Raw genomic sequence first — 25,993 nt, 5'->3', positions numbered from 1 at the left:
TGATTATCTGTTTAGGTACACATATGGGTACATCACTGTTATGTCAAAGGCTAAATCTAATCATTTGGTCAATTAAAACAGTACCTTGAGAGCGTTTGGTTCAAATCCCTATCTCTCCACCACATTCAGAAAAAGCCGTCCTTTGGGACGGCTTTTTTGCGTTTGTAACCTTAAACGTTCAATGTATTTATAGCCATGGTGTTAGGCCAATGGAACGACTGAATAATCATGAATGGTGACCTTACCCTGACTATCTAACGACACTTGCCAAGTTTCGTCGACTGATAGTTCGATTGTCTCTCCATGCATAACAGAATCAGCATAGGTTTCAGCTTTCAATCGAATGCGTAGGTTAAGTTGATAGCCTTTACCGGAAGACTTCACTTCTAACTGCTCCACATCATGTTGGCAGTTGGGCTTGAAGATGGTTCGGGCTATTGCATACCAATCCCTAAACCCTGTATGGCCTTCAAACTTCCCTTCAGGCATAGTCATCACCACATCTTCAGCCAGTGATTGAGTGAAGTATTCATCTTGCTCAGGAAGAACGTCAAACTTCTCAAACCACGTAGAAACAAACTTACTTAGTAAGACTTCATCGGATGTTATGTGACTTTCAATAGACTCAATCAAACGACCAACATGATCTCTAGCTCGTGCTTGAACCTCACCTAATTCGTTGTATACATTAGGAATGTATACCATGCGGTGAGTATAAACGGGTTTGCAGTAGTTCATTCCTGCTAAATACGCTAATTGCTGCAATGGGCGCAAGAACTCTTCGACGGTAAAATGGTTGTAGCCAAGCGGATTATAGGACTCTTCTGGGCCGCCAATCGTTAAAGAGAGAATAAAATCTTTCCCTTTTAACTTATCCCCTTCTGGACCATAGGCGAAGTTAAACGTAAACACATCATCGATCCATTTCTTCATCAGTGCTGGCGTAGAGTACCAATAGAATGGGAACTGCAAGATGATCACATCGGCTTCTAAAGCCGCAGCCTGCTCTGCTTCTACGTTAATATTGTAATTTGGATAAAGCGTATCTAGGCGACGAATTTCAATATTATCAACCTGTTGGCTTAGTTCCTGCAAAATAACACTATTCGTGTAAGACGCTTCAAGATCCGGATGACCAGAAATAACTAATACTCGGCTCATGTTTATTACCTATGAAAAATGCTGATGCGATTTTTGGTAAGACGGTCTACCTCTCACCTGTTGACCATTACTATAAAAGAAGAGATTGATTATAATTAGATGACTATTGACTAAATAATTATTAGCTAAAGACTAATAATAGAGGGAGTATTGTCGAATGAATGGCAGTATGTTTAACCAGATTATGATGTTTCATGCGATTGTAAGCGAAGGAAGCATTACCAAAGCGGCACAGAAATTAGAAGTGGCCTCACCCTCTGTTAGCATCGCTTTAAAATCATTGGAAGAGCAGCTAGGTCTGCCACTTTTTACTCGAACTACACGTAAAATTGAACTGACCGAAGCCGGACACCTCCTTTATAAACGAACATTTAATGCGACTTCAGAGCTGAGCTTCGCTGTCGAGAGTGTCAGTGATCTAAGCAAAGACCCGTCAGGCAAAGTCAGCATTACCATGCCTCGGTTTGTCTATCAGTCAATGTTCGAACCTTTTTATACGGAGTTTTGTTTAACTTATCCGAAGATAGAGCTAGAAATCTCTATTAACGATGCTGCTATTGATATTCTGAAACAAGGCATCGACTTAGGTATCCGTTTCGGAGATAGAGTTGAAGAAGGAATGGTCGCTCGCGCACTAACGGCTCCGATGAAAGAGGCCCTATTTGCCTCACCAGAGTACATTGCCCAGCATGGCCTACCAAGTTCTCCAGAGCATTTGGAGCAACACAAAATGATTCAGTATCGCTTCATTGCTTCCAATCAACTAGCGCCATTGTCTCTGATAAAAGATGGAGAGACCTTGACTGTCAAAACGCCTGCGGCGCTAGTAGTGAACGACACCGAAATAATGATAGACGCATCGATCAAAGGGCTCGGCATTGGGCGTATTGTTGAGCCCATGGTTAAGCAATACTTTGACAAAGGCTCGCTCGTCCCTGTGTTACCAGAAAGCTGGCCGACACTTTCTGGCTTGTATGTCTATTTCCATAAAAACAGCCAGAAAGCAAAACGAGTACGCGCATTGATTGATTTTTTGTTGGAGAAAAGCCAACGCTAACTCAATCGCCCGTTAACTTGCTGGGTTTTACCAATACAACTGACATGATTAGTACCACAAAAAGAATGCTATTTGAGATGGCTGAAGTAAATAGTTTCTCAGCCGACATCTTCATTTTTCACCTCAAATATACTGGGGGGTAGTATATAGCATACTAGAAGGGTATAGTCTTAAGTCATATTTATGGACGAGGTATGAGGCATGAAAGATATCAAAGGTGTATTCCGTAACCTTGAAAAAATGCTAGAAAAAGCAAATTGGTATAACGATGGTTGGGAAATATACAATCGTGGCGATTACCTGCAGCTATACAAACAGAACTGGTTCAACCAAAACCAAGGGGGAGTCCACTTTGAGACTTACATTGAAGCAGCCCAAATTAAACAGAAGTCTTTCCCAATTTGTATGCATGCAGAGGAAGACTGCCCTTCTCAATCCGAGTTTATTCGACAATTTTTAGAACAAGAAGCAAGCCAAATTAAGAGTTGGAAAGGTTATAAGACACTCGATAGTAGTTATGGGATATGCCAGCGGACATTACCCTTAAATTTTAAAAACCTAGAACAACGGCTATTTGAAGAGTTCAATCGACTCAGAATGCTTGAAGCGAGTATTGATCAGATTCTAAATAGGTTATGAATGAAGAAGCAAAAGAGCCCGTGCATTAATATCTGTGACTTTTCCCATAGCAAAGGGTGGTGCTTGGGGTGCGGACGAACTCGAGAAGAGTGTAAAACTTGGGATTCAATGAAGCCTTATGCAATTAACCGCTTAAAGAAAGAGTTGCAAAAACGGTTATCACAAATGAAAACTTCATGAGCAATAACGCTAAGCAGTGATTACAGTTCTACCAAGAATTACTTGATGTAAGAGTTTAATACTTTTAGGACGATATCCATATCTGCCTCGCGTTGCTCCTTGGCGTCTTCAAGGACAACATGTTCGAGTAGATGTCCTTTTATCACCTCTCTCATCAATCCATTAACCGCGCCTCGAATTGCGGCTATTTGCTGTAAAACGTCCTGGCATTCTTTTTCCTGATCCAGCATTTTTTGTAAGCCACTTACTTGGCCTTGAATTTTGCTGACTCTAGCTTTGAGTTTTTTCTGATCTTTAACTGTATGTGACATGAGATAGCGTATAGAAACAAAAACCGTACCTATTAATTTAGCACTTAACGTATACTAGGGGGTAGTATAAATTAGATTCTGATTGCCACAAGCGTATTTTTAATGTGGAGAATCTCTTAGCTTCTGTGCGGTCAAATTATGTCTTACTTCGAAACTTATAGAGTAAATTCATATTAATTGTGACCTGAATTGATCTTTTAACATTGTTATAATATAACACTACATCTAGAAACGAATACTCCTCCTTAATAACAGTACATGTACCCTAAGCCAATAAACAGATTTATCAGTTTAATCATGCTCATTTCCATCGCGTTGTGCATGAGTTCTTCTGCTATTGGGGAGTTTCGTTCACATTCATTCTCCATTACCTACTCTTTGCAATCGCATGAACACAGCCATGACTATGCTCATTTTCATGCAGTTGACGACAAACACCAATTCCAGCACGACATCAGTAACCACAACCACAGCTATGATGGCGCAACGTTGCGCACTATCGGTTTGGCTATATTCCTCCATACTCGAGTGTCAGAAAGCTTTGACCCGCCTCTAGGCAAACCTACTTATCAGCCCTTCCGATTAGAACGCCCTCCTAGAGCCTTGTTTATTGCATAAGATTTGCCGGTAACGGCGTTAATACACAATAAACAAAACAATGGAAATGACATGAACTTATTTTCTTTATTCGCGTCGTTGCATTCTCCTCTAGGAATGCAGCTTCGTAAGGGGGTTATCTACCTCACTTTTATACTTATCTCATTAAGCAGCACTGAAGCATTGGCCCATGCTGTCGCTCAGGGCGATAAAGGGTATATCCAAGAAATCACTGGTACAAATATCATCTCGTTTATGTACTTAGGTGCAAAGCATATGGTGACGGGCTATGACCATATTCTCTTTTTGTTCGGCGTGATTTTCTTTCTCTATAAGATGAAAGATATCGCCCTTTATGTGAGTTTATTTGCACTAGGACACTCTTCAACCATGCTGCTCGGTGTGTACTTTAATATCGGGATAAACAGTTACATCATTGATGCAATCATCGGTTTATCCGTGGTTTATAAAGCAATGGATAACGTTGGGGCATTTCAGCGTTGGTTTGGCATACAGCCCAATACCAAAGCGGCTACGTTGATCTTTGGCTTCTGTCATGGTTTTGGCCTATCGTCCAAAATCATTGAATACGATATTTCTCCTGATGGACTCATTCCTAACTTATTAGCGTTCAACATAGGTGTCGAGATTGGGCAACTTATCGCCCTAGGCACCATTTTGATTGTGATGGGCTACTGGCGAAGACAACCAAGCTTCGTCCGCCAAGCATACTCAATCAATATCACCATGATGAGCCTGGGCTTCATGCTCATGGGCTATCAATTAACTGGCTACGTTGTCGCTCAATAAATTATTAAGGAACTCATTATGTATAACTCTGATATGCCAACTCGTGCAGAACTACCAACAACGAAGCAGTTGCTTCGTTCAACATTCATCGCTCTATCCGCGGCTATTGCGTTGCTCATCACGGTAATATTACCTGCTGAATACGCCGTCGACCCTACCGGTGTAGGAAGAATTCTTGGTTTGACGGAGATGGGAGAAATCAAAGCTCAGCTCGCACAAGAAGCCGAGGAAGATGAAGCAAGGGAAATGGCTTCCGTTACGACGAAACCTTCTGCTCAGGCATCCGAACGTGACGTTTCAGCAGCAGCAAACGGTACAAAAACGCAAGTGGAAGCGGCTGAAAGCACTCCACAACCCGATGAATCTGTTTGGAAAGATCGCAAACTGATTGCTCTGGACCCAGGCCAAGGCGCTGAAGTGAAACTCGTCATGGAAAAAGGCCAAGTGGCTCAGTTCGAGTGGGTTGCTAAAGGTGGCCCTGTTAATCACGACACGCACGGTGATGGCAGTGGTCAATCGATAAGCTATGAAAAAGGCCGCGGTGTCCCTAACGGAGAAGGTGAGCTCGTCGCCGCTTTCGATGGCAGTCATGGATGGTTCTTCCGCAACCGAAACAAAAATAAGGTGATGGTCATACTCAAAACAAGCGGCGAGTATGCTCAGATAAAACGCGTACTTTAGCGGTAATGAAAGCCCTCTATCGAGGGCTTTTTTATTTTTCCTGCGGCATCGGGTAAGTATCTCCGACCTTACAGACAAGACTACCCCATAGAGCTTTGTCGTAGCGTATTGTCCCTTTGGCATTGGAGGGCTCTAAACTCTGCTCACCATCCACAATATGGTTAATTTCTTGTGCAACCTCTAGTGGGACAAACCAAATACAAGCGGCAATAGAACAAGACGCTGAGTTTTGTTTACAGCCAGTTAGGGTGCTTCCTCGCACCCATTCACTGCCGGTTTCTTTAAGCAGCAACTGCGTAGCGACATATTCTGGGTGTTCGATATATTGTTCACCACCAATTCACGTATCATCATATGGTAAATAAGGACCACGCCAAGTCGTTAAGCTAGGGTCATCAATCAGGTTATTGATGTTCAAATAACCAAATTCAGGATCGGTATCTGAGGTTATTGGAGGGAGCGTACCGTTATCAAGATAGTATTGTCTCGCGGCTTCTAAAACCGTGTCTAGATCCTCAAGTACAGCTTGTACCTCTCCACTTTTCGAAGCGCTTACAGTAGATTGACAGTACGCAAAAGCGCTTCCAATTACGATAGTTAAACCTAGCGTAATAACTTTCCATTTTTTCATTTCCGGCGAAGACTCCAATGCATAATCGGTATTCTTTAGAGCGTGCTTTCTTGTCGCCCTACGTTGCTCTAACCGCAACGCCTATTTGAGAATAAGAGAAAGTAAAAATCAATATAGATGATGACACCAGTCGGTATTTTTTCTAGCAGGCAAATGTTACTGGCTCATTACACCATCTTAGACGCAACAAAGCCGTCCCATAGACGGCTTTTTGATATCAAACTGATGATGCTAACGCACGAAGGCACCCTGCCCTACAGCGCAAACGGTAGCGGTATTAACTCGAGCCCCAGTACGCCACTTATGCTCATTACCACCAGCAGCGATATTTTGAACACTGCCTTCGACCACTGAATATAGTTGTCGTCCGTGACTTTTTGGAAAGTTACTCGAGTCCAGAAAAAGCACACTGCGGCTGATACCGCGAGGTATTCATAACCTGCCTCTCCCAACATAAACAAGCCTGCGGCTACAGCAGCAAACGCAATCACATACGCTTTCATATGCTGGTGTGCTTTGTTAATTCCCGCTTTCACTGGCAGTACCGGAATGCCTGCTTCACGGTAGTCTTGCATGCGGAACATGGCAATCGCGTAGGAGTGCGGCATCTGCCATAGGCAGAACATGGTAAACAACAGTATCGCTTCTAAACTGATGTAGTTAGCAACTGCAAGGTAACCAACAAGCGGAGGGACTGCACCAGAAATGCTGCCCACTAATGTGCCATACACGGAGTTACGCTTGTACCACATGGTGTAGAAGAACACGTAGAACACATAACCCAGCAGCACCACCACAGCCGAAAGCGGATTCACTCTTTGAAACAGTAACGCTGTCCCACCCAGCAATAACGCTAACGCATAGACAAAGGCAACATCGATATTGATGTCCCCCATCACCAATTCTCGGTGCTGGGTACGCTTCATTTTTTGGTCGATATCACGGTCGAAAATATTATTGACGACACAACCTGACGCTATCACTAGCCCCACTCCGACTAACGTTGTTAAGAGCAACAGAAAATCGGCCGATTCTGTTTTCGCGGCGAGGAAGAACCCCGCCGCCACAGAAATCAGGTTGCCGAAAATAATGCCAGGCTTGGTGATAGACACGTAACTTTTCAGCATACCTGAACCTACAATTTCATATTGACGTTCATGTTGTAGATGATCCAAATCGAGCCAGCAATCAGGATAAGCACAACAATGGCAGTAAACATGAGTGACACTAAGTTCCACTTACCATCGGAAGTTTTCGCTTCCATGTGTAGGAAATATTTAAAGTGGACAAAGATCTGTACAATCGCACAGCCCAGTGCCACCACATAAGTCGAGGTCATTGGCAGGACTTTCGCCGATACAACGTAGAACGGAATCACCGTTAGGATCAGTGATGCAACAAAGCCTTTTACGTAATCTGAAGCACCAGAGTCTAGTTCTTGTTTCATTACATAACCCCCATTAAATACACGATGGTAAACACGCAAATCCAGACGATATCGAGGAAGTGCCAAAACAAGCTAAGACACTGGAATCGCATCGACATATTGTCGTTCAAGCCTTTGGTTGATAGTTGGTGGTAGCACACTGCAAGCCAGATCAAACCGAAAGTCACGTGCAGGCCGTGTGTTCCAACTAAGGTAAAGAACGCCGATAAGAACGCGCTTTCTTGAGGCCCATAACCTTCTGCAATCAGGTGATGGAACTCGTATACTTCCATGCCAATGAAGCCAAGCCCTAACAGGAACGTGACCTTTAACCAACGCTTTAGCCCCGTAACATCTTGGCGCTTCATCGCAATCATGCCGAAGCCAAAGGTGATACTGCTAAACAGAAGCAACATGGTTTCGACAAACACAAACGGCAATTCGAATATGTCTTTACCCGTTGGCCCAGAAATAGAACCACTTTCAAGCACTGCGTAGGTAGCGAACAGCGTCGCGAATAACACACAGTCACTCATTAAATACACCCAGAAGCCGAACAGCTTATTGCCAGCGGCATCATGGTGATGATCGTGGTCGTGAACCGCTACATTAGCTTGCATAGGTCACCTCCAGATCGTCTTTCTTATCGTTGTCTTTCACTTCGTTTTTCTTCGCTTCTTCAAGTTGAGCACGTCGCTCCGCTTCAATCGCTTTAATTTCTTCTACTTCAACGTAGTAATCCACGTCGTCGTTGTAGCTGTGCTGGATACAGGTGACAATGATGCCGACAAAGCTTGCAGCTGCCAGCCACCAGATGTACCAAATCATCGCGAAACCAAACACCAATGCCCATGCTGAAACATAGATACCTGTCGGCGTGTTCTTCGGCATATGGATGCGTTCGTATTCCACTTCCTTAGTTGGATCGAACTCGCCGCTTTGCTTTTGGTACCAGAATGCATCTAGCTCTTCACCCTTTGGCAGGTGCGCGAAGTTGTAGAACGGAGGTGGTGACGACGTAGCCCATTCGAACGTACGACCGCCCCACGGATCACCAGTGAGATCGCGATTTTGCTCGCGGTCACGGATACTCACGTAAATTTGGATGAACTGACAAGCTACACCCAACGCAATGACTGCGGTACCTGCCGCTGCAACAGCCAGCAATGGGAAGTATTCAGGGTTAAGATCTTGGCTTAGACGTCGAGTCATCCCCATAAAGCCCAGCGCGTACAATGGTAAAAACGCCATTAAGAAGCCGATGATCCAGCAGTAAAAAGCGCGTTTGCCCCATGCTTCATTCATGGTGAAACCCGTTGCTTTCGGGAACCAGTAAGTGATTGCCGCAAAACAGCCGAATACCACACCACCAATGATTACGTTATGGAAATGTGCAATCAGGAACACGGAGTTATGCAGAACAAAGTCGGCACCCGGAACGGCCATCAGTACGCCTGTCATACCACCTACCGAGAAAGTTATCAGGAAGCCAACAGTCCACATCATAGGAGTGGTGAAGCGAATGCGGCCTTTGTACATGGTGAACAGCCAGTTGAAGATCTTCACCCCAGTTGGGATAGAGATAATCATGGTGGCGATACCAAAGAATGCATTTACATTTGCTCCAGAACCCATGGTAAAGAAGTGGTGCAACCAAACGACGAACGCCAAGATAGTGATGACAATAGTCGCCCATACTAGCGAGGTGTAACCAAACAGCTTCTTGCGAGAGAAAGTTGCCGTTACTTCAGAGAACACACCAAAGATAGGCAAGATTAGGATGTATACTTCTGGGTGTCCCCAGGCCCAGATCAGGTTGACGTACATCATTACGTTGCCGCCAAGATCATTAGTGAAAAAGTGCGTACCGATGTAGCGATCTAACGTCAGTAACGCAATGGTTACGGTCAGTATTGGGAACGAAATGATGATTAGGATGTTGGCACACAGGGACGCCCACGTGAACACTGGCATCTTCATCATTGGCATAGACGGCGTACGCATGCGCAAAATAGTTGCGAAGAAGTTTACGCCCGTCAGCGTGGTACCGACTCCGGATATTTGCAGAGCCCATATCCAATAGTCCACCCCGACCCCAGGGCTCGCCTCAATACCAGACAGCGGCGGATAAGCCAGCCAACCTGTACGACCAAATTCACCCAAGCCAAGTGACATATTGGTGAGAATCACCCCAACGATAAACAGCCAAAAACTCAAGTTATTGAGGTATGGGAAAGCAACATCACGCGCACCAATTTGTAGCGGTACGATAATATTCATCAAACCAATTACCAGTGGCATCGCGACGAAGAAAATCATAATCACGCCATGAGCAGTAAAGATCTGATCGTAGTGGTGTGGTGGTAAGTAACCTGTCTCACCAGCGGCAGACAGCAGTTGTTGGCTACGCATCATGACCGCATCAGCGAAACCACGAATCAACATCACCATTGCCACAGCAATGTACATAAAGCCCAGTTTTTTGTGGTCTACAGAGGTAAACCATTCGTTCCATAAGTATTGCCACTTACCCGCTTTGGTTATCAAAGCAACGACAGCCAAACCAACCATCGCAATCACCGCTAGTGTGACAACGATAATCGGCTCGTGATAAGGGATTGAATCAAGCGTTAATCTTCCAAACATGCGATTATCCTAGGTTTTCCGGCAAACAGTTCATTGAACCCGGATGTTGGGTCACGACGTCGGTGAACAAAAATGGTGGAACACTAGAAAACAGTGTTACTGGCTCGGCAACACTTGGTGAAGCAAGTGAGCGGAACTGTTCCCAGTCTTCAATTCGGTCTGGGCTGGCTTTCACCTTCTGCACCCAGTTGAGGAATGCAGTGCGATCTTCCAGTGCCGCTGCGGTGAACTTCATTTGTGAGAACCCCTTACCGCTGTAGTTAGACGCAAAGCCTTTGTAATCACCAGAGTGATTTGCAATTAAGTTAAGCTTGGTCACCATGCCAGGCATCGCATAAATCTGCGTACCTAAACGCGGAATGAAGAATGCGTTCATGATGTTGTCCGACGTCAGCTTGAACTGAACCGGCACATCTTTCGGGAACGCCACATAATTGACCGTCGCAATGTGCTCTTCTGGATAAATGAATAACCACTTCCAGTCGAGTGACACCACTTCAATCGTGATTGGTTTAACATCACTTGCAATTGGTTTGGATGGTTCTAACTCATGAGTCGAACGCCAAGTGATGGCCGCTAGGATGGCAATGATGATGATTGGAATCGTCCATACCACCACTTCAATTTTGGTTGAGTGTGACCACTCTGGTGCGTATTCCTCATTGGTATTAGACTCGCGGTAGCGATAAGCGAAATAGATTGTCATTAGAATCACGGGGATAACGACAATCAGCATCAGCAACAGAGCCGTAATGATCAACTCTCTTTCCTGTACGCCTATGCTTCCTTTTGGATCTAGTAACGCGGAGTTACACCCAGCAAGCATAAGTATGGTTCCCACCAAACTTACTCTCGCCAAGACGCGTTTGTATCTTGAAGCTTCCATTAACTTTCTCGATGGTTTGCCAGCAGTAGAGCAAGCTCTATGGCTGGTTATTTTTGTCATTAGAATATTTTTATGTTGAGCGTATGTAGCAATAGATTTCAGAGCGTACTGTCAGGTTGCATGGCGGTAAAAACCACACATTCAACGTGAGTATATTGTTACACTTTGAAATACATTATTACATTTCGCGGATTATGAGGAGAGAGAGGAGAAAATTCATCAAACAAAAATGAAAACTAAAGTTCTATTTTTACGTGCTAGAAGATTAATGTATTGATACGTCTGGGACGACAGGCGTAAAAACTGGGTCGCTCCACTCCGTTAGCCAAACCACTTTTGGGAGAGTGTCACACTCTGGGTTTTTATTGTCTTTACAGCAACTGGCAAGATAGAGAGTGCGAACCATCAACTAGGTAGGAAAGCGATGCTAAGTCGATGAATTGCAAAACCATATTGAGTGTGTAACACCCAAAATTCGATAAGATAAAAGGGAATTGAGATCCAAAAAGCAACCAGAACAACCGAGATAAAGCTAGGCGATGAAACTCACCTAGCAATCTGATCTATGCAGCCAGTAATTCCAGCCAATTAGAGAGATGGCGAGCGACTTGATGTGGCTTTTCCATTGTCGACAAGTGACCACAATTAGGCAGCACATGCAGGCTCACATCAGGAATATGCCTTACCATCAACAAGTGATTGTCAATTGGGCAAAGCAAATCTTCTTTTCCCGTAATCACTATTGTTGGTACAGAGATTTCGGCAAGTAATGGCCTTGCATCTGGGCGAGTGGCTAAGGCGTCGGCATGAGCTTGAAATGCGTCAACACCAACATTGAGTGCCATTTGCTCAATTTGTTTCGTTAGCGCCGTATCTGCTGCGCTACTAGGGTGAATCAAAACAGGCATCAACACTTCTGGAGTAAGCTGCCTGAATTCGCCTTTTAATGCCCTTTTAACCAGTGCATAGCGTTTTTCCGATACTTCCGGTTTCTCATCAGCGGAATTGGTGTCCATCAAAATCAAGCCTTTCACTCGATGAGGAGCCTGGCGATAAACCTCAAACGCTAATATTCCCCCCATGGAAAGTCCACCCAGTACAAACTCTCTCGGTGCATTTTCCAATACGAATGACGCAAGTTGTTCCATGCTAGCCAATGCGGGCAGTTGAACGCATTCAGGAGCGACCCAATCGGGCAGCTCCTGATTAACTTGTTCAAACAAAGTACCATCACACAATAAACCCGGCAGCCAAACCAAAGGCATTGGTTGTGTCATGCCCTACTCCTTATAATTTTGCAGGCTTGTCTGACCCAAGAACGCAGTATGTGAAGCTATTCCCGCGTAAGTTAGTTAGAGAATACGAAGCGCCTTCCGGGACACTAAATACGTCTCCACGAGTCATGATGATACTTGCTTGCTCTCCTTGGTGCGTGACTACCACTTCGGTATCACCGTCAAAGTTGATCAGCACTTGCTTATCGTCACGACGATGCAGGGGTATTGATCCACCTTCTGTTAGCTCATACGCCATGATGCTCACTTCATCTTCACTCTTCACGTGGAAATCGTAGTCAGCCAAAGGATGGCCCGTTAACGCGTATTGATTGACGTTAGAGCCCGTAAATTCACCTTGTATCGGGCGATATTCATTCTTAAGCGCAACGAAAGGCATCATTTGCTCGGCGGTGTAAGTATCAAATGTCGCTAGCTGCTCTTCTGTAAGTAGAGGCATTAGCTCAGTTTCACTTGGCACCGCATCGCCGTCGATTGTGTCAACCAATGTTCCATCGGCTTTAAGGTATAGGCCGTAACCTTGGCTGTCTTTGATGACATTCGGGTGCCAAATCACGCCGCCGCCAGAATCATCCCCACCAAGTACAGAGAACATAAATCCGTAATCTCGCCCTACCACTTCAAACCCACGGAACAAGTTAGTTGGAATAGAAATGACATCACCGTGCGACAGCACGGCTTCATGCTCGCCATCATTCCCCCAGTAAAAGCGGAACTGGCCTTTGAAAACCACAAACAACTCTGCGGTTCGGTGTGAGTGAAGCGAGTTTTTGATACCCGGCGGTTGGCCAGCAGCACCAATATTGAAACCCGCTGTATCGCGAATATGGACATGCTGACGGCTGCTTTCTGCAACCCCTGCACCAATGATGCAAAAGTTATCTTTAAGATCGCTGCCTGGAGTACGTGCATCAATAAAAGCACTGGTGCCAGGAATCAGCTCCATATAACGAACAAGATTGTCGTTAATCTGGCTTTGTAGAGTCATAGATAAAATCCTATTTATTCATTCTTATTCTTGGGCCTAGCCCTGACGTTGCTTTCGACGAGTGGATACCAAAAGCAATGGTTTGGTGTTTCTCAATGGTTTGGCGTGTCTATGGCTCAGTTGCCTAATGGACGGCCACCATCAACGGCCAAGGTTGTACCTGTCGAGAAAGTCAGTAACTCGGCGGCAGCGAATACCGCGTTTGCAACTTCGTCATCATTCGCCAAACGCTTAAGTGGTGTCGACTGCTCTTGCTGATTGCGCCAGCTATCGTCCAGCCCTTTAACAAACTCGGTATCAACTAAACCTGGCGCGACCGCTAAGACACGAATATCTGGGGACAGTGCGCGAGCCAATGAACGGGTCATGTTTTCAGCCGCCGATTTACTCGCACAATATGCGATGTTGCTTCCCATCGCGGTTTGCGCTGCAATTGAAGTAATGTTAACGACGCAACCTTTCGCTTCACGAAGCAAAGATTCACATGCCCTTACCATGGCAAATGGCGCGCGCACGTTAACCTGAAAAATCTGATCAAACAGTTCATCACTAAGACCTTGTAGATCCGAATGAGCAACAAACTTTGTCATTCCAGCGCAGTTCACCAGCAAATCCAGTTGCGGGCTAATCTCCGCTACTTGCTTAGCGAGCTCTTCTATCGCTTGCGAGTTAGCTACATTGAGCTGGAACGCGACATGCCCTTCTCCACTGAGAGCCGAAACGACTTGGTCAGCAGAACTCTGGTTGCTGTTGTAAGTCAGGATTACTTGGTAGCCTGAATTGGCCAACTTATGACATATGGCGGCCCCAAGACCGCCACTGCCGCCTGTAACTAAGGCAGTTTTTTGCATATTACGCCTCTTCTACTTTACCTTTGTAACGACGAACTCGAATATCGGCTTGCTCCTTGTGCCCAGCAAAACCTTCGAGTGCACATAGACGTGAACAGTACTCGCCGACTTTCAGCGAAGCCGATTCAGTCACTCGTTGGTAAGTACAAGTCTTAATGAATTTTCCAACCCAAAGGCCACCGGTGTAGCGCGCCGCTTTCTTGGTCGGAAGCGTATGGTTAGTACCAATACATTTGTCTCCGTAAGAAACGTTCGTTTCACGCCCTAGGAATAGCGCACCGTAATTCGTCATGTTATCTAGGAAGTACTTTGGATCTTCAGTCATGACCTGTACGTGCTCAGAAGCAATATCGTCCGCAACTTCTACCATTTCTTCATAGCTATCACACACGATCACTTGTCCGTAGTCAGCCCATGCCTTGCCTGCAACCTCAGCAGTCGGCAAAATCGTTAACTGACGCTCGACTTCTTTGATTGTCTCTTGAGCGAACTTTTCGCTATTTGTTAGAAGGACGGCTGGAGAGTTGTAACCGTGCTCGGCTTGGCCAAGTAAATCAGCGGCTGCCAATTCAGGATCACAGCCTTGCTCGTCTGCAATAACGAGTGTTTCAGTTGGGCCAGCAAATAGATCAATACCCACACGACCAAATAACTGGCGTTTCGCTTCAGCCACAAATGCGTTCCCTGGGCCAACAATCATGTCGACCGGAGCGATTGTTTCTGTACCAAGAGCCATAGCACCTACCGCCTGAACTCCGCCGAAACAGTAGATTTCGTCCGCACCAGCCAAAGCCATTGCAGCGACTATCGCTACGTTAGGTTGACCGTTGAAAGGAGGCGCACACGCGATAACACGTTTTACACCCGCAACTTTAGCCGTCAATACACTCATATGCGCTGAAGCAACTAAAGGATACTTACCACCTGGGATGTAACAGCCCACGCTGTTTACCGGAATGTTCTTATGGCCCAATACCACACCCGGCATGGTTTCTACTTCTACGTCTTTCATTGAATCGCGCTGGATCTGAGCAAAATTACGTACTTGCTCTTGGGCGAACTCGATATCGTGTCGAGTAGAATCGTCTAGCGCATCAACACAAGCTTGAATCTGATCTTGAGTGAGTCGAAATTGCTCTGGAGACCAGTTATCGAATTTTTCTGAAAGCTCGCGGACAGCGCTATCACCTTTCGATTCAATGTTAGAAAGAATGTCTTCAACGATTTGACGAACTTTTGCGTCGTTTGATGCTGAAACTTCTTCGGTGATTCCATTCTTTAGAATACGTGCCATACGATTTTCTCCTTGAGGGTTGGGTCTGACGGTTGTTAATTTTCACTTTTGGATACGAATGCAAAACCAGACTAAACATAAAATTAACATCTTTCAAGCTAAACGTACGCAAGGTCGGCAAACACATTAAGTTTTTGTTTTTAACAGAAAAAAAACCAATTCACTAACAATAACTATGCTAACAACGATGGTTTAATAGTCAATTATGATATTTTGATCACACTATTTTTACTGAGTATTTACATTTATCCATGTTAATTTTTGCATACCTTTGCAATGGAGATATTTTTATGCACAACTTTAAATCTACGCTCTCTCAAGCTTCACTTCTTGGCACTTTTGTAAAAACACCACATCCGCATATCGTCGAGGTGCTGTCACTTGCTGAGCTTCCATTTATCATTCTGGACGCCGAGCATGCACCGTTCGACAGAACCACTTTGGATGCTTGCATACTCGCTGCGCGCGCCAACCAATTGCCTTGCTTAGTCAGAGTTCAAGACAGCGCACCTTCCACCATTTTGAATGCGTTAGATTGCGGCGCGACTGGCGTTCAGATTCCGCACGTTTGTACAGAGCAACAAGCTCAAACCATCGTCAAAACATGCCACTACGGGGAAGGTGGGCGTGGTTATGCAGGCTCCAGTAGAGCCGCGAATTACGCCACAAAACCAATGGTTCAACACCTAACCGATAGTGCTTCGAGCACAGTAGTCATTGCACAAATTGAAGACCCAGAAGGAGTCGATAATGTCGAGGCTATCGCAGGTGTAGAAGGTATCGACGCCCTATTCATCGGGCAGGTTGATCTTACCGTTGCGTATGGTGCAACCAGTGTGAACGACGAAGAAGTTCGCCAAGCAAGCATCCAAATCATCGACGCCGCTAGAAAACACGGTAAGCCAGTCGGAATGTTTGTCGCAACTGCGCAGCAAGCGAAAGATTGGAGTGAACTCGGTGTAAACTTCTTTTGTGTAGGTTCTGAACACAAAATGATCATTGACGGTTTCCGACAAGAAAGAAATGTGATGAATTCCTGAGTTTTCTCCGATAGTTAAACGCTATCAATAGCTAGCTCTAGACAGAGAAATCCTCTAGCCCATACACTCAGGCTAATGAAAAGGGGTTGATACCCCACACAAGGAGCATAACTATTAAAGCGAAAGTAACTTCGATAGACGTCGCCAAGATGCTCGGCGTCTCTCAGTCGACCGTATCAAGAGCTTTTAGCCCAACCGCTAGCATTAGCGAGAAAAAACGGAAAATGGTCATGGATGCTGCAGCAAAGCTCGGCTACACGCCCAATGCTATTGCCCGTAGTTTAATTTCTAATCGCTCTGGCCTGATAGCCATTGCGCTCGATAGTGAGTCTAACCCGATGTACGATCTCCAATCGCGAGCATTGGCAATGGAGATTCAAAGGCGCGGTGGTCAAGTGGTGCTTTGCCCTATTGACAAAGGCGACCTTGATTTAGCTATTTCCCGCGCAATTGAGTATCAAGTGGACGGCTTGGTCATCGCAACCAGTCGATTGACTTCGCGCGCGTTTGCACAATGTGAAAAGTTTGGTGTGCACTTAAGCGTCATCAACCGTTACACCAAAGGAATCAATGCAAATGCGACCGGAATTGATAACCGTTTAGCAGGCGAAGAAGCAGCTGAATACTTGGTTAGTAAGGGATATCAACAGTTGGCGTATATTAGTGGTGATTCCGGTTCGATGACCAGTGAAGAACGTTGGCTAGGTTTTTCATCCAAGCTAAAAGCGCTTGATGTACCCACACCTGTCTTTATTCAGTCTAACTACAGCTTCGATGCTGGTATGGAAGCGGCAAAGGAAGTGCTCGCCCACTCAGTGAGACCTGAAGCGATATTTTGCGCTAATGACATTATCGCACTCGGGCTTATGGATGGATTACGCCTAAGTGGCGCTTCAATTCCTAGCGACTATGCGATCATGGGCGTCGATAACATCCCGATGTCGAGTTGGCCAAGCTACGACCTAACCACGGTTGCACAACCTATAGACGATATTGTTCGTCGCACCGTGGAAGACTTGATGACGCGGATTAACGACAACGTCGATGCTTCTGGAGAGTATCTCCTTGAGAAAGGAACGCTAATCGAGCGTGGCAGCACCGCTCGAAATTAATATTAGCAAAGGGAAATGGTTCAATTAGAGGCATAAGCCTAAGCTCATAATCACCGTACTGACTCAATAAAGCCTCGCATCCCACGCGAGGCTTTTCTCATTTTCACCGCCACAAACGACCGCTGAAAGCCACTGAATTCGTATGCAATAGGGATTGAGACAAGATCACCGTTTAGGAAACTAAACGTCCACTAGCGGTCTATTTGGTCAGACTCCATGCCATTCAAACGCATATCTTTCGTCGAAACCCATTCACCAAGCCCTTTATTTTCCTTATCTATATCACTCATACAAACAAGTACTTAAAGGGAAAAACCTCTCTTATCTACTCGCGTTAAAATCGATTAGCGTATTTACTCTGGGTGTTTTTCAAACAGATGTTAAAAATCTGATCTTAAGCACGATATTAAAACACCAAGAAAACTTACTGTTGACAACATTGCAACATAACTTCATTTTGGATACGTAATCAAAACAAACAAAAATTGAACAATTTGATCAGGAGGTAGGTTATGGCCATGGCTGGCTTTGATGAAAAATGGCGTGATTTCCCAGACTACATTATCGGTATCACCAAAGAAATTTGGGAAGACCGTGGTTTACATACGCTAGAGCACTACTACTCGCCGGATATTGTTGTTCGCACACCTCTATCCATCGCTCAGGGTAACGAAGGGGTGATCAGCGCGACCATGGCAACACTTGCAGAGTTTCCAGATCGCACTTTGTTTGGCGAGGATGTCATTTGGTCTGGCTCACCAGAGCAAGGTATGCTGTCTTCACACCGAATCATTTCAACTGCAACACACAGCATTGATGGTTTCTACGGCAAAGCGACCAACACGAAGCTGCGTTTTCGCATCATTGCCGACTGCCATGCAATCAATAATCAAATTAACGATGAGTGGCTCATCCGCGACCAAGCTGATATCGCCAAGCAACTGGGCATGACCTCGGAACAATTTGCACGTAACCAGATCGAATTTGAAGGTGGTGTAGAAAACAGTAAGTTTCCATTTACTCCTGAGTGCGATGTTCAAGGCCCTTACCTTGGTGTTGGTAACGATGACGAATATGGTCAGCGTTATGAATCAATCTTGAACAGCATCATGAACGCAGAGTTTTCCGTTATTCCAAAAGAATACGATCGTGCATGTATTGGCGAATATGCTGGAGGACGCACCGCGCTTTCACATCATGAGATCGATCATTTCTGGATATCTCTGCGCTCCTCATTCCCTAATGCAAAATTCACTGTGCATCATCGCATAGGTCGCGACGACCCAATGATGTCTCCGCGCGCTGCAATCCGCTGGTCACTGCAAGGTAAGCACGAAGGATACGGCGCATTTGGCCAACCAACAGGTAAAGAAGTCCACATTATGGGAATAAGCCACGCTGAGTTTGGCCCGTGGGGGCTGCGCCGCGAGTTTACGCTTATCGACGAGACAGCAATCTGGAAACAAATCCTACTACAGAAAGGCTAACAACAAGCCACACCACCCGCTCTACAATTTAACGAACAGTAAGGAAACACAATGTCACTTAACATCATCGAGAAGTTTTACCGATCCTATTTCCAAGCCCCAGCTAGCGAGCAAGCGAACATCGCGAATGAAGCCCTCAATCCTGATGTGAAATGGTGTGTTGCCCATCCAATCAACGACTTGAATGGGCCAGAATCAACAAACTCTGAATTCCTAGCACCATTAGCTGCTGCTTTGCCTGATGTAGAACGTCGCCCAATGATTGTAATGAATGGCGAGTTTGAAGGCCGCACTTGGTACAACTCGACAGGTTATTTTGTAGGGACATTTGAAAAGCCTCTGTTCGGTATCCCAGCGACAGGAAAAACCCTTTACTTGCGATACACCGAAATGGTTTGTGTAGAGAACAACCAAATCACTGAATCGTATATGATTCCTGATTTCATCGATGCTATGAACCAAGCCGGTTCTAATCCACTTCGCCGTAGTCTAGGACACGACGGGTTGGTACCAGCACCAGCGACATTCGATGGCATTCAAAACGGAGAGATATGTGCTCAACACAGTGAACAAAGTGGCCAGCTTGTCCATGACATGCTGTCCTGTTTAGGCCGCTTCGATGGTAAAGATCTTTACTCTATGGATCTTGAGAATTACTGGCACAGCGACTTTATGTGGTACGGCCCAGCTGGCATTGGAACCACTCGTGGTATCAAAGGTTTCCGTAATCATCACCAAGCACCATTCGTGTTCGCATTCCCGGATCGAAGTGTCGATATTGAGCTCAATTTTTTGGCTCAAAATGACTACGTATCCACTGGTGGTTGGCCTCATATGCACGGCACTCATACAGGCCACAGTGGCTGGTTAGGGCTTGCTCCAACAGGAAAAAACATTGAGCTTCGCGTTATGGATATCTGGCGACGTGAAGGTAACTTGCTGAAAGAAAACTGGGTAGCGATAGATATCGTACATATTCTGCTTCAACTCGGTTATGACGTATTCGGCCAAATGAAAGAACAATTAGAAGGACCTAGTTATGCATGAGTTTGGAACGCTTAACTGGACGATACTCGGTGTCTACATCGTTCTCACTTTGGTACTCGGTGCCGTAGTGGGTAAAAAAGTCACCTCGGCGAATCAGTTCGCTTTAGGTGACAAAAACATTCCATGGTGGGCAATCGGTATCTCTGTGGTATGTACATACGTAAGCGCAATGTCTTTCTTAGGCGGGCCTGCTTGGTCATACAAAGAAGGGTTATCGGTGATCGCAATTCACCTGAACTACCCTCTTGTGATCTTTTTCATTGTTGCTGTGTTCATGCCGTTTTTCTACAACAATGGCCTTACCTCAATATACGAATATCAAGAGAGACGATTTGGTAAAGCATCTCGCGTTACTCTATCTTTTATCTTCCTCATCAAACAAGCGTTGAGCTCAGCTGCGGTGCTGTACGCGACCGCTATGATACTTGAGTTCATTACAGGGATTGACGTGGTGTACTGCATCATGATTGTTACCGCCATTGCGCTGGTTTATACCGTTATGGGCGGGATTGCAGCGGTTATCTGGACAGACGTCATCCAAGCGGTCATCTTGTTCATCGGTGCATTCATCATCATTGAAGCGGTATGGAATGGCATGCCTGCACCAATGACCGAAGTGATGGCCGAACTTAAAGCTAAGGGAATGACGGACTCACTGCAAACCAGTATGGACTTAAGCCAAGTAACAACCGTTTGGGCTGGTGTTATTGCTATGACGATGTTCCACACGACAGTATACGGTGGTAGCCAGATGATGGTGCAACGTTGTATGGCTGCAAAAAGCATGGGCGACGCGAAAAAAGCAATGCTGATGATGGGCTACGTCGCTTTCTTCATCTACTTCGTATTCATTCTATTGGGCGTGTTATTCAACGCTTACTACGATGGTCAAGAATTCGAAAACGGCAACACTATTATTCTGCACTACGCCAGTGAATATGGCATGCCAGGCCTCATGGGAATCATCGCTGCGGCAATTCTGGCAGCAAGTATGTCGAGCTTAGATTCAGCCTTTAACTCCATGGCTACAGTATCGGTTGCCGACTTCTACAAACGCTTCTACAAGAAGAACGAATCTGAAGAACATTACTTGAAAGCTTCACGCTTCTTCACAGTTGGCTGGGCTATTTTGGTTATCATTCCTGCATTGATGTTCGCGACGAGTACAGGCTCGGTACTTGAAGTACTAAGTAAGGCAGGTTCTTATTTTGTTGGTGCAAGTTTCTGTATGTTTGTGTTGGGCTTCTACTCCAAGCACATTACAGAGAAAGGGCTATTAATTGGCGTCGCAGCAAGCTTTGTCGCTATCTGGTACGTCGCAGTCGCAACCGACATCGCTTGGCCTTGGTACTGTGTTATTGGTGTGGTGGTCAATGCTGTTGTTGCTTATGCAGCGAGCCTACTGCTGACAGGCAAACAGGAAGAAATGCACTTATATACCATCAAAGGTCAACAAGCTGAGTACGCACGATTAAACAAGCCAGTGAAACAAGATGGCTGGTACGTTATCCCTGGTAAGATTGATGCACCTTGCTACGGCCTGTTAGTGATGTTTGTGTTCTCTCTTATATTCCTGTGGGGAATCAACGCATTCACCGACAACGCTCCAATGCTGATTAATTTTGTGCGCGGTTGCTCTATTCTTGTCGCGTTAAGCATTGCCGGGTACGCTGTTTACTCTCTGTTTGGTAATAAGCTCCGCTCTCGAACAGACAATGTTGAAACCCAAAGCTTGTAACTGCTAGAGCTGCAATAACTCCAAATAATTAAGCCCGCTGATAGTCAGCGGGCTTTTTTTGTTTATGCGCATCAATTGAGATTGTCACCAGCCATACCCAAATAACTTCGCTCAACCAAGAGTAGCTTGGTGTGTTAAATCAAAACCTGAAATCATTTGGGTATAGGAAGCAGGCAATAAAAAAGGAGAGCCGAAGCTCTCCTTTCTCTTAACCTTCAAACTGCTAATTAAAGAGCAGCTTTCGCTTTTTCAACTAGAACTGCGAATGCAGCTTTGTCGAATACCGCGATATCAGCAAGAATCTTACGATCGATCTCGATAGATGCTTTCTTAAGACCGTTGATGAAACGGCTGTAAGATAGACCATTTTGACGAGATGCAGCGTTGATACGTGCAATCCATAGTTGACGGAATTGACGTTTCTTGTTGCGACGGTCACGGTAAGCGTATTGACCAGCTTTAGTAACTGCTTGGAAAGCTACGCGGTAAACACGTGAACGTGCTCCGTAGTAACCTTTAGCTTGTTTTAGAACTTTCTTATGACGTGCACGAGCTTGTACACCACGTTTTACGCGAGGCATTATGCTTCTCCTAAACTAAACGATTATTAAACTAAAAAGAATTAAGCGTATGGCATCATACGAACAACTGCAGCCACTTCACACTTAGGAAGGATTGCATTTGGACGAAGCTGACGCTTGTTCTTAGTAGTACGCTTAGTCAGGATGTGACGTTTAGTAGCGTGCTTAAACTTAATACCACCAGCAGTTTTCTTGAAACGCTTAGCAGCACCTTTGTTGGTTTTCATCTTAGGCATGATGAATAACTCCGCATTGTTGAGTTGTTTTAAACAATAGTAATTAGGGCGAACAAAACCCAGCCATTCAAGAACGGCTAGGTTTTGTTACTTGTAAAGCCGTTAATTACTTCTTCTTAGGGGCCAATACCATGATCATCTGTCGGCCTTCGATTCGAGTCGGGAAAGATTCAACAACAGCTAAATCTACTGTATCTTCTTTCAAACGATTCAAAACGTCGACACCGATGTCTTGGTGAGCCATTTCACGGCCACGGAAGCGAATTGTTACCTTCACTTTGTTGCCGTCTTCTAGGAAACGCGTCAGGTTGCGTAGTTTTACCTGATAGTCTCCAATATCAGTTCCAGGACGGAATTTTACTTCCTTAATCTGAATCTGCTTTTGCTTCTTCTTCTGCTCTTTAGCAGCTTTGCTCTTTTCGAAGAGGAACTTGCCATAGTCCATCACACGACAAACTGGTGGCTCGGCGTTAGGGCTGATCTCTACGAGATCCATACCAGCTTCAACAGCTGCTTCTAGCGCTTCATTGATAGAAACGATACCAACGGCTTCACCGTCAGCGCCTGTTAGACGAACTTCACGAACGCCGCGAATTTCACCGTTTAAACGGTGCTGGTTTTGTTTGGCCGGTTGTTGGCCACGTCTTCCGCCTTTAATAGCTTATTCCTCCAGATTGAGCTTACGGGTAGAAACTTCGGCTTGGATGTATGAGATAAAGTCATCCACTTTAAACTTACCTAAGTCTTTACCTTTACGAGTACGTACTGCGATTTCTCCAGCTTCCATCTCTTGGTCGCCACAAACCAGCATATACGGGACACGCTTCAAAGTATGTTCGCGGATTTTAAAGCCAATCTTCTCATTTCTCAAGTCTGCTTTGGCTCTAATTCCACTTTTTTGTAGTTTTTGTGCAACTTCTTGAACATAATCTGACTGTTTGTCGGTGATGTTCATGATAACTGCTTGTTCTGGCGCCAACCATGTAGGGAAGAAACCAGCGTATTCTTCGATAAGAATACCAATGAAACGCTCTAGAGAACCTAGAATTGCACGGTGAATCATCACCGGTACTAAACGCTCATTGTTTTCACCTACGTAAGTTGCACCAAGGCGACCAGGTAGGTTGAAGTCTAACTGGACCGTACCACATTGCCATGCGCGGTCTAGACAGTCGTAAAGCGTAAATTCGATCTTAGGACCGTAGAATGCACCCTCACCTTCTTGAGTTTCGTATGGAATATCCATCGCTTCAAGAGATTGCTTAAGCGCTTCTTCTGATTGATCCCAGATTTCATCTGAACCTACACGCTTTTCAGGGCGAGTCGATAGTTTAACAACGATGTTGTCGAAACCAAATGTCTGGTACGTATCGTAAACCATCTTGATGCAGCTAGTGACTTCTTCCTGAATTTGACTCTCAGTACAGAAGATGTGCGCATCATCTTGAGTAAAGCCACGTACACGCATAATACCGTGCAGTGCACCAGATGGTTCGTTACGGTGACATGAGCCGAACTCAGCCATACGCAACGGTAGATCACGGTATGATTTCAGGCCTTGGTTAAAGATCTGAACGTGACCAGGGCAGTTCATTGGTTTCAGTGCGTATTCACGGTTTTCTGAAGAAGTCGTGAACATCGCTTCCGCGTATTTGTCCCAGTGACCAGAACGCTCCCAAAGAACACGGTCCATGATAAGCGGACCTTTTACTTCTTGATAACCGTATTCGGTCAGTTTTTCACGAACAAAGACTTCCAGATCACGGAAAATAGACCAACCATTGTGGTGCCAGAACACCATACCCGGTGCTTCTTGCTGCATGTGGAACAGGTCTAGGTGCTTACCGATTTTACGGTGGTCACGCTTCGCTGCTTCTTCTAGGCGAGTTAGGTGCGCTTTAAGCGCTTTCTTGTCGTGGAAAGCCGTACCGTAGATACGTTGAAGCATCTTGTTATCGCTGTTACCACGCCAGTATGCACCCGCTACGTTAAGCAACGTGAAGTGCTGACAAAAACCCATATGTGGTACGTGAGGGCCACGACACATATCGATGTATTCTTCATGATGGTATAGGCCTGGACGGTCGTCACGAGCTACGTTCTCATCCAAGATTTCCATCTTGTATGTTTCACCGCGAGCTTCAAATGCATCGCGTGCTTCCTGCCAGCTAACTTTCTTCTTGATAACTTGGTACTTGGTCTTCGCGAGCTCTTTCATGCGCTTTTCGACTTTTTCTAAGTCTTCTTGCGTTAAAGAGTGCTCCATGTCGATATCGTAGTAGAAACCATTATCGATCGTTGGACCAATCGCCATTTTAGCTTCAGGGTAAAGTTGCTTGATCGCGTGACCCAGTAGGTGAGCACAAGAGTGACGAACAATCTCAAGGCCATCGACTTCATCTTTTACAGTGATGATTTCAAGGCTTGTATCGTTTTCGATAAGGTCACATGCATCAACACGGTTGCCATCAACACGGCCAGCGATGGTTGCTTTAGCAAGACCAGGACCGATCGATTGAGCGACTTCTAGAGTTGAAACTGGGTTGTCAAATTGACGCTGACTGCCGTCAGGAAGTGTAATAATAGGCATTAGATATCCTTTACAGTGGTGTTGCATACCAAGCAACACGTGTTCAGTTAATGTTTTAGCTTTTAAAACATCGCATTATAAGACTCTACATTTATGTCGATACAAATACGGATGTACCTAAAAAAATGCGAACGGGCATTGTAACTGAATCAAATTAAATAACAATCGATGCCATGATATTCTCATTATTTGGCAAGTAAACAAGCATAAAAAAGCGGAGGATTGTTTCCTCCGCTTTTACTCTTATCGTTCACTATCTAACGGATACTACCCCTAGACTCAACGCCCTATCAAAGCTCACGTTATCTTTCACTAAGTTGTCGAGTGCAGCTTCAGATAACATCACCACTCGTCTATCTTTGGCCGTAGGAGCGTCTGAGTGAATCTGCATTTGGCTATCAGATGTAAAGTAACTCCATAACTGACTATCGACCAAATAAACGAAGGTATCAGGTTGTATTGGCCCCTGCTTTGTCCATACAGTCAGCCACCAGCTCACTTGTCTCAGCCCTTGTTTCCCAGCAGCAATTGTCGTTGGATGTAGGCTTTGCTCGTTAATCGCTTGTTGTGTGGCTATCGCTACATCTAGCGCTCCCTCATAACTCTCAGCGAAAGGATTACTAAACTGGCCGTCATAAGAACAGGCCAAACTCGCTGGAACGAAGCCGCAAGAAAGTATAATGGCAAGCGCGTATTTTGATATTTCCAT

The 25,993-nt window shown here is 45.2% G+C and carries 29 protein-coding genes; 11 read left to right on the top strand and 18 right to left on the bottom strand.

Annotation, left to right across the window (positions count from 1 at the left end; genetic code table 11):
* Positions 1 to 201: 201 nt before the first annotated feature.
* Positions 202 to 1,161, bottom strand: a complete 960-nt coding sequence (locus ACXABW_RS15365; RefSeq protein WP_457525971.1) for an NAD(P)H-dependent oxidoreductase — start codon at positions 1,159 to 1,161, stop codon at positions 202 to 204.
* Positions 1,162 to 1,318: 157 nt separating this feature from the next.
* Between ACXABW_RS15365 and ACXABW_RS15360 the strand changes: the two genes are divergently transcribed.
* The 3 genes from ACXABW_RS15360 (at position 1,319) to ACXABW_RS15350 (ending at position 3,037) form a co-directional block, all read left to right on the top strand.
* Positions 1,319 to 2,218 carry a LysR family transcriptional regulator gene (locus tag ACXABW_RS15360; RefSeq protein WP_457525969.1) on the top strand — a complete coding sequence of 300 codons (900 nt, stop codon included), beginning with the start codon at positions 1,319 to 1,321 and terminating at the stop codon, positions 2,216 to 2,218.
* Between the two features lie 201 nt (positions 2,219 to 2,419).
* Positions 2,420 to 2,857, top strand: a complete 438-nt coding sequence (locus ACXABW_RS15355; protein WP_457525967.1) for a hypothetical protein — start codon at positions 2,420 to 2,422, stop codon at positions 2,855 to 2,857.
* Positions 2,858 to 3,037, top strand: coding sequence for a DUF1289 domain-containing protein (locus tag ACXABW_RS15350; RefSeq protein WP_457525965.1), 180 nt, complete (start codon positions 2,858 to 2,860; stop codon positions 3,035 to 3,037).
* Between the two features lie 38 nt (positions 3,038 to 3,075).
* On the opposite strand, the gene rcnR is transcribed toward ACXABW_RS15350, so the two are convergent.
* On the bottom strand, positions 3,076 to 3,348 hold the full coding sequence (rcnR, locus tag ACXABW_RS15345; RefSeq protein ID WP_457525963.1) for a Ni(II)/Co(II)-binding transcriptional repressor RcnR: 273 nt from the start codon (positions 3,346 to 3,348) through the stop codon (positions 3,076 to 3,078).
* 321 nt (positions 3,349 to 3,669) lie between these two features.
* On the opposite strand from rcnR, the gene ACXABW_RS15340 reads away from it, so the two are divergent.
* From ACXABW_RS15340 to ACXABW_RS15330, 3 genes are read left to right on the top strand one after another with little or no spacing between them, the layout of a single operon-like run.
* The gene (locus tag ACXABW_RS15340; RefSeq protein WP_457525961.1) at positions 3,670 to 3,966 is read left to right on the top strand and encodes a hypothetical protein; all 297 of its coding nucleotides are present in this window, start codon (positions 3,670 to 3,672) and stop codon (positions 3,964 to 3,966) included.
* Between the two features lie 51 nt (positions 3,967 to 4,017).
* Positions 4,018 to 4,755 carry a HupE/UreJ family protein gene (locus tag ACXABW_RS15335; protein WP_457525959.1) on the top strand — a complete coding sequence of 246 codons (738 nt, stop codon included), beginning with the start codon at positions 4,018 to 4,020 and terminating at the stop codon, positions 4,753 to 4,755.
* Between the two features lie 18 nt (positions 4,756 to 4,773).
* Positions 4,774 to 5,436: a transmembrane anchor protein gene (locus tag ACXABW_RS15330; protein WP_457525957.1), complete on the top strand. Its 663-nt coding sequence runs from the start codon at positions 4,774 to 4,776 to the stop codon at positions 5,434 to 5,436.
* 31 nt (positions 5,437 to 5,467) lie between these two features.
* Here the strand turns inward: ACXABW_RS15330 and ACXABW_RS15325 are convergent, their stop codons facing one another.
* From ACXABW_RS15325 to hisD, 11 genes are all read right to left on the bottom strand, one after another.
* Positions 5,468 to 5,728 carry a hypothetical protein gene (locus ACXABW_RS15325; RefSeq protein WP_457525955.1) on the bottom strand — a complete coding sequence of 87 codons (261 nt, stop codon included), beginning with the start codon at positions 5,726 to 5,728 and terminating at the stop codon, positions 5,468 to 5,470.
* Between the two features lie 48 nt (positions 5,729 to 5,776).
* Positions 5,777 to 6,067 (bottom strand): hypothetical protein, encoded by a 291-nt coding sequence (locus ACXABW_RS15320; protein WP_457525954.1) that lies wholly within the window; start codon positions 6,065 to 6,067, stop codon positions 5,777 to 5,779.
* Between the two features lie 254 nt (positions 6,068 to 6,321).
* Entirely contained in the window at positions 6,322 to 7,194 is an 873-nt protein-coding gene (gene cyoE, locus ACXABW_RS15315; protein WP_457525952.1) for a heme o synthase, read from the bottom strand.
* An 8-nt stretch (positions 7,195 to 7,202) separates the two neighbouring features.
* Entirely contained in the window at positions 7,203 to 7,514 is a 312-nt protein-coding gene (cyoD, locus tag ACXABW_RS15310; RefSeq protein WP_457525950.1) for a cytochrome o ubiquinol oxidase subunit IV, read from the bottom strand.
* Complete coding sequence (cyoC, locus tag ACXABW_RS15305) at positions 7,514 to 8,113, bottom strand: cytochrome o ubiquinol oxidase subunit III (protein ID WP_457525948.1); 600 nt, start codon at positions 8,111 to 8,113, stop codon at positions 7,514 to 7,516. The genes cyoD and cyoC overlap by 1 nt, the downstream gene beginning before the upstream one ends.
* Positions 8,103 to 10,139 carry a cytochrome o ubiquinol oxidase subunit I gene (cyoB, locus tag ACXABW_RS15300; protein WP_457525946.1) on the bottom strand — a complete coding sequence of 679 codons (2,037 nt, stop codon included), beginning with the start codon at positions 10,137 to 10,139 and terminating at the stop codon, positions 8,103 to 8,105. Before cyoB ends, cyoC begins: the two co-directional genes overlap by 11 nt.
* A 4-nt stretch (positions 10,140 to 10,143) precedes the next feature.
* Positions 10,144 to 11,025 carry a ubiquinol oxidase subunit II gene (cyoA, locus tag ACXABW_RS15295; RefSeq protein ID WP_252033633.1) on the bottom strand — a complete coding sequence of 294 codons (882 nt, stop codon included), beginning with the start codon at positions 11,023 to 11,025 and terminating at the stop codon, positions 10,144 to 10,146.
* A gap of 563 nt (positions 11,026 to 11,588) precedes the next feature.
* A complete protein-coding gene (locus tag ACXABW_RS15290; RefSeq protein ID WP_457525944.1) occupies positions 11,589 to 12,302 on the bottom strand; it encodes an alpha/beta fold hydrolase in 714 nt (237 codons plus the stop codon).
* A gap of 10 nt (positions 12,303 to 12,312) precedes the next feature.
* Positions 12,313 to 13,308 (bottom strand): cupin domain-containing protein, encoded by a 996-nt coding sequence (locus tag ACXABW_RS15285; protein WP_457525942.1) that lies wholly within the window; start codon positions 13,306 to 13,308, stop codon positions 12,313 to 12,315.
* A 116-nt stretch (positions 13,309 to 13,424) separates the two neighbouring features.
* Entirely contained in the window at positions 13,425 to 14,159 is a 735-nt protein-coding gene (locus tag ACXABW_RS15280) for an SDR family NAD(P)-dependent oxidoreductase (RefSeq protein WP_457525940.1), read from the bottom strand.
* 1 nt (position 14,160) lies between these two features.
* On the bottom strand, positions 14,161 to 15,453 hold the full coding sequence (gene hisD / locus ACXABW_RS15275) for a histidinol dehydrogenase (RefSeq protein ID WP_457525938.1): 1,293 nt from the start codon (positions 15,451 to 15,453) through the stop codon (positions 14,161 to 14,163).
* Between the two features lie 290 nt (positions 15,454 to 15,743).
* Here hisD and ACXABW_RS15270 point away from each other — a divergent pair, with 290 nt between their 5' ends.
* From ACXABW_RS15270 to ACXABW_RS15250, 5 genes are all read left to right on the top strand, one after another.
* Positions 15,744 to 16,493, top strand: a complete 750-nt coding sequence (locus tag ACXABW_RS15270) for an HpcH/HpaI aldolase family protein (protein WP_457525936.1) — start codon at positions 15,744 to 15,746, stop codon at positions 16,491 to 16,493.
* Between the two features lie 149 nt (positions 16,494 to 16,642).
* Entirely contained in the window at positions 16,643 to 17,605 is a 963-nt protein-coding gene (locus ACXABW_RS15265) for a LacI family DNA-binding transcriptional regulator (RefSeq protein ID WP_457525934.1), read from the top strand.
* A 512-nt stretch (positions 17,606 to 18,117) separates the two neighbouring features.
* Positions 18,118 to 19,092 (top strand): nuclear transport factor 2 family protein, encoded by a 975-nt coding sequence (locus tag ACXABW_RS15260; RefSeq protein ID WP_252033622.1) that lies wholly within the window; start codon positions 18,118 to 18,120, stop codon positions 19,090 to 19,092.
* A gap of 51 nt (positions 19,093 to 19,143) precedes the next feature.
* Positions 19,144 to 20,139, top strand: a complete 996-nt coding sequence (locus ACXABW_RS15255) for an ester cyclase (protein WP_457525932.1) — start codon at positions 19,144 to 19,146, stop codon at positions 20,137 to 20,139.
* Complete coding sequence (locus ACXABW_RS15250) at positions 20,132 to 21,877, top strand: sodium:solute symporter family transporter (RefSeq protein ID WP_252033618.1); 1,746 nt, start codon at positions 20,132 to 20,134, stop codon at positions 21,875 to 21,877. The genes ACXABW_RS15255 and ACXABW_RS15250 overlap by 8 nt, the downstream gene beginning before the upstream one ends.
* A 227-nt stretch (positions 21,878 to 22,104) precedes the next feature.
* Here ACXABW_RS15250 and rplT read toward each other — a convergent pair whose 3' ends face one another.
* From rplT to ACXABW_RS15225, 5 genes are all read right to left on the bottom strand, one after another.
* Positions 22,105 to 22,458, bottom strand: coding sequence for a 50S ribosomal protein L20 (rplT, locus tag ACXABW_RS15245; protein ID WP_004401084.1), 354 nt, complete (start codon positions 22,456 to 22,458; stop codon positions 22,105 to 22,107).
* 41 nt (positions 22,459 to 22,499) lie between these two features.
* A complete protein-coding gene (gene rpmI / locus ACXABW_RS15240) occupies positions 22,500 to 22,694 on the bottom strand; it encodes a 50S ribosomal protein L35 (protein WP_019275792.1) in 195 nt (64 codons plus the stop codon).
* Between the two features lie 106 nt (positions 22,695 to 22,800).
* The gene (infC, locus tag ACXABW_RS15235; RefSeq protein WP_252034180.1) at positions 22,801 to 23,352 is read right to left on the bottom strand and encodes a translation initiation factor IF-3; all 552 of its coding nucleotides are present in this window, start codon (positions 23,350 to 23,352) and stop codon (positions 22,801 to 22,803) included.
* Positions 23,353 to 23,355: 3 nt separating this feature from the next.
* On the bottom strand, positions 23,356 to 25,284 hold the full coding sequence (gene thrS / locus ACXABW_RS15230; protein ID WP_457525929.1) for a threonine--tRNA ligase: 1,929 nt from the start codon (positions 25,282 to 25,284) through the stop codon (positions 23,356 to 23,358).
* 253 nt (positions 25,285 to 25,537) lie between these two features.
* Positions 25,538 to 25,993, bottom strand: a complete 456-nt coding sequence (locus tag ACXABW_RS15225; protein ID WP_457525927.1) for a hypothetical protein — start codon at positions 25,991 to 25,993, stop codon at positions 25,538 to 25,540.

This window comes from Vibrio paucivorans, from assembly GCF_054053395.1.
The sequence above is the reverse complement of the archived record's forward strand: the minus strand, read 5'-3'. Positions and strand labels throughout refer to the sequence as shown.

Coding starts and splice junctions, on each gene's coding strand:
- ACXABW_RS15365 (WP_457525971.1), bottom strand. CDS start 1,161: ATGAGCCGAGTATTAGTTATTTCTGGTCATCCGGATCTTGAAGCGTCT.
- ACXABW_RS15360 (WP_457525969.1), top strand. CDS start 1,319: ATGAATGGCAGTATGTTTAACCAGATTATGATGTTTCATGCGATTGTA.
- ACXABW_RS15355 (WP_457525967.1), top strand. CDS start 2,420: ATGAAAGATATCAAAGGTGTATTCCGTAACCTTGAAAAAATGCTAGAA.
- ACXABW_RS15350 (WP_457525965.1), top strand. CDS start 2,858: ATGAAGAAGCAAAAGAGCCCGTGCATTAATATCTGTGACTTTTCCCAT.
- rcnR (WP_457525963.1), bottom strand. CDS start 3,348: ATGTCACATACAGTTAAAGATCAGAAAAAACTCAAAGCTAGAGTCAGC.
- ACXABW_RS15340 (WP_457525961.1), top strand. CDS start 3,670: ATGAGTTCTTCTGCTATTGGGGAGTTTCGTTCACATTCATTCTCCATT.
- ACXABW_RS15335 (WP_457525959.1), top strand. CDS start 4,018: ATGAACTTATTTTCTTTATTCGCGTCGTTGCATTCTCCTCTAGGAATG.
- ACXABW_RS15330 (WP_457525957.1), top strand. CDS start 4,774: ATGTATAACTCTGATATGCCAACTCGTGCAGAACTACCAACAACGAAG.
- ACXABW_RS15320 (WP_457525954.1), bottom strand. CDS start 6,067: ATGAAAAAATGGAAAGTTATTACGCTAGGTTTAACTATCGTAATTGGA.
- cyoE (WP_457525952.1), bottom strand. CDS start 7,194: ATGCTGAAAAGTTACGTGTCTATCACCAAGCCTGGCATTATTTTCGGC.
- cyoD (WP_457525950.1), bottom strand. CDS start 7,514: ATGAAACAAGAACTAGACTCTGGTGCTTCAGATTACGTAAAAGGCTTT.
- cyoC (WP_457525948.1), bottom strand. CDS start 8,113: ATGCAAGCTAATGTAGCGGTTCACGACCACGATCATCACCATGATGCC.
- cyoB (WP_457525946.1), bottom strand. CDS start 10,139: ATGTTTGGAAGATTAACGCTTGATTCAATCCCTTATCACGAGCCGATT.
- cyoA (WP_252033633.1), bottom strand. CDS start 11,025: ATGGAAGCTTCAAGATACAAACGCGTCTTGGCGAGAGTAAGTTTGGTG.
- ACXABW_RS15290 (WP_457525944.1), bottom strand. CDS start 12,302: ATGACACAACCAATGCCTTTGGTTTGGCTGCCGGGTTTATTGTGTGAT.
- ACXABW_RS15285 (WP_457525942.1), bottom strand. CDS start 13,308: ATGACTCTACAAAGCCAGATTAACGACAATCTTGTTCGTTATATGGAG.
- ACXABW_RS15280 (WP_457525940.1), bottom strand. CDS start 14,159: ATGCAAAAAACTGCCTTAGTTACAGGCGGCAGTGGCGGTCTTGGGGCC.
- hisD (WP_457525938.1), bottom strand. CDS start 15,453: ATGGCACGTATTCTAAAGAATGGAATCACCGAAGAAGTTTCAGCATCA.
- ACXABW_RS15270 (WP_457525936.1), top strand. CDS start 15,744: ATGCACAACTTTAAATCTACGCTCTCTCAAGCTTCACTTCTTGGCACT.
- ACXABW_RS15265 (WP_457525934.1), top strand. CDS start 16,643: ATGCTCGGCGTCTCTCAGTCGACCGTATCAAGAGCTTTTAGCCCAACC.
- ACXABW_RS15260 (WP_252033622.1), top strand. CDS start 18,118: ATGGCCATGGCTGGCTTTGATGAAAAATGGCGTGATTTCCCAGACTAC.
- ACXABW_RS15255 (WP_457525932.1), top strand. CDS start 19,144: ATGTCACTTAACATCATCGAGAAGTTTTACCGATCCTATTTCCAAGCC.
- ACXABW_RS15250 (WP_252033618.1), top strand. CDS start 20,132: ATGCATGAGTTTGGAACGCTTAACTGGACGATACTCGGTGTCTACATC.
- rplT (WP_004401084.1), bottom strand. CDS start 22,458: ATGCCTCGCGTAAAACGTGGTGTACAAGCTCGTGCACGTCATAAGAAA.
- rpmI (WP_019275792.1), bottom strand. CDS start 22,694: ATGCCTAAGATGAAAACCAACAAAGGTGCTGCTAAGCGTTTCAAGAAA.
- thrS (WP_457525929.1), bottom strand. CDS start 25,284: ATGCCTATTATTACACTTCCTGACGGCAGTCAGCGTCAATTTGACAAC.
- ACXABW_RS15225 (WP_457525927.1), bottom strand. CDS start 25,993: ATGGAAATATCAAAATACGCGCTTGCCATTATACTTTCTTGCGGCTTC.